2 protein-coding genes are annotated in these 2,377 nt (G+C 66.0%); both read right to left on the bottom strand.

Annotated features, from left to right (window positions below):
• Positions 1 to 51: 51 nt before the first annotated feature.
• On the bottom strand, positions 52 to 921 hold the full coding sequence (gene nudC, locus B4F07_RS05970) for an NAD(+) diphosphatase (RefSeq protein ID WP_293699299.1): 870 nt from the start codon (positions 919 to 921) through the stop codon (positions 52 to 54).
• On the bottom strand, positions 921 to 2,207 hold the full coding sequence (locus tag B4F07_RS05975) for a serine hydrolase domain-containing protein (RefSeq protein ID WP_293699301.1): 1,287 nt from the start codon (positions 2,205 to 2,207) through the stop codon (positions 921 to 923). The genes nudC and B4F07_RS05975 overlap by 1 nt, the downstream gene beginning before the upstream one ends.
• Positions 2,208 to 2,377: the final 170 nt, after the last annotated feature.

Here is a 2,377-nt window from a genome sequence, read left to right on the forward strand (position 1 = left end):
GACAAGCTCAGCACGAACGGACGAGAATAAGCCCCATATTGCAGTGGCGTGCTATCCCGCCCAATCCTCCAGCAGATAACGCGCGATCGCCAGTGGCGGCGGCGCCAGGAACGGCGCCCCCATATCGCCCGCCAGCGCGGCGCGCACCTCGGCCTTATCGACCCACATCGCCGCCTCGATCTCGGTCGTATCGAGCGTCAGTGCCGGATCGCTGGTCACGGCGCGGCAGCCGATCATCAGCGACGACGGAAAGGGCCAGGGCTGGCTCGCCACATAAGTCACGTCGGCAACGCGAATCCCCGCTTCCTCGAACAATTCGCGCGCCACCGCCTCCTCCAGCGATTCGCCGGGTTCGACGAACCCCGCCAGCGCCGAGAAAAAGCCTGGCGGAAAGCCGCCCTGCCGCCCGACCAGCACCCGCCCGTCGCATTCGGCGAGCATGATCACGACCGGATCGACACGCGGGAAATGTTCGGCGTTGCAGCTGCCGCAGCGGCGCCCCCAACCGGCGCGAAATACGTCGGTCGGCGTTCCGCACACCGCACAGAAGCGATGCCGCGCGTGCCAGTCGACCAGGCTACGCGCCCCGCCGTACAGCGCCGCTTCCGGCCCCGACAGCAAGGGCAGCAGGCGCATGACAGTGCGTGAGCGCGCATCGATGCGCCCACCCGGAGCCGCTTCGCGAACGAAATGCGGAATGCCGCCATCGTCGAGGCCGAGCAGCAGCAGCGCGCGGTCGTCCGCGAGATCAAGCGCTTCCCAGCGCAGCCCCCCGCCCTCGCCCGGCACGAAATCGATCCCGTCGAGCGCCAGACAGCGCGCGCGCGGATCGGCGGCGGCGGCTGCGAACCTCGCGGTATCACTGCGCAGCTGGTCGGCGCGGTCCAGCCACGCCCCGGTGAAACCCAGCGGGAGCGGCATCAGGCCATCACATCCTTCATCACCGTCTCACCGAACTTTGCCTGAAACGACACGGTTTCGGGGGGCATGATCTGCGTATAGCCGCCGACGCGATAGCCGAGCTTGCGATGGACAAAGCCGATCGTTCCCGCGGCGCCCGCCCAACCGAACAATCCCTCGCCACCCGGCGAGCTTGGCAGTGACACCCGCCCCCCGGCGCCAAAGCCCTGGCCATCGACGAAGGTGCCCTTGCGATCGACAGCATCGCTCAGCAGGTTCGACATCGCAAGGCGCGCCGTGTCGACCTTCATGACCCGTTTGCCGTCCGTCTCGCCTTCGCCCAGCAGCATCGCGAGGAAGCGGTCATAATCGCGCGCGCTCGACACCAGCCCACCCCCGCCAAAGGGATAAGGGGGCGGGTCGAGATAGATCGAGCTGGTCGCCGGGTCGAACGGGATTAACGCGCCGCCGAACGCCGCGTAATTGCTGGTGAAGCGCCCGACGTCCTTGGCCTCCACCATGAAGCCGGTGCTCGTCATCCCCAGCGGATCGAACAGCCGGGCCTTCAGAAACGCCTCGAACGACTGCCCCGATACCACCTCGATTACCCGGCCGAGCAGGTCGAGACTGATCGAATAGCTCCATTTGGTGCCGGGTTCATAAACCAGCGGCAGCGCCGCGAGCCGATCCGCCATCACCGCCAAGCTTGGCGCGGCTTTCACGTCGGCAAAGCCCGGCAGCGCCATCCGGCTCGCCTGCCCCCCGACGATACCATTGTCATCATAAGCTTTTTTGATCGGGCCTTTCTGGATGATGTTGTAGCCAAGCCCCGCGGTGTGGGTGAGCAGATGGCGCACCGTGATCGGGGTTTTCGCGGGGCGCAGGTCGGTGATCGACCCGTCGGGGGTAACCTGCACCTGCATTTTGGCGAAAGCGGGCAGGAAATCGGCGATCGGCTGGTCGAGTTTCATCTTGCCGTCTTCGATCAGCAGTATCGCGGCGATGCCGGTCACCGGCTTGGTCATCGAATAGAGCCGCCACAATGTGTCGGGGCCGACCGGCACCGCATCGCTGATCGATTGCACCCCGGCACCAAAAAAGTCGGCGGGCGCCTGTCCCTTGCCGATCGCGGCGAGGGTACCGGCGAGTTCGCGGCGATCGACGAAGCCTTTGATGAAAGCATGGGTCGCGGGATAAAGCTGTGCGCCGCTTTCCTTCCACGCGAACGCAGCGCGCGGCAGCAGCGCGGCACTGCCGCCCAGCGCCAGACCGCCAAGCAGCGCGCGGCGCGAAACCATCATGTTCATCCGTCTCTCTCCAGCATCTTGTCGATCAGTTTGCGATAGAGCGTCGGCAGCCCCGCCGCGTCAAGGTCCGAGATCGGCCACCATATGCCTTCCGCTGCGGCAAGCGGGGCTTTGCGGCGGACCAGTTTCAGGGTCAGGTCGAAATGGGTGAAGCCATGATCGACCTCGGC

The organism is Sphingopyxis sp. UBA6723, from assembly GCF_002454115.1.
In the GTDB taxonomy this organism is placed as follows: Bacteria; Pseudomonadota; Alphaproteobacteria; order Sphingomonadales; family Sphingomonadaceae; genus Sphingopyxis.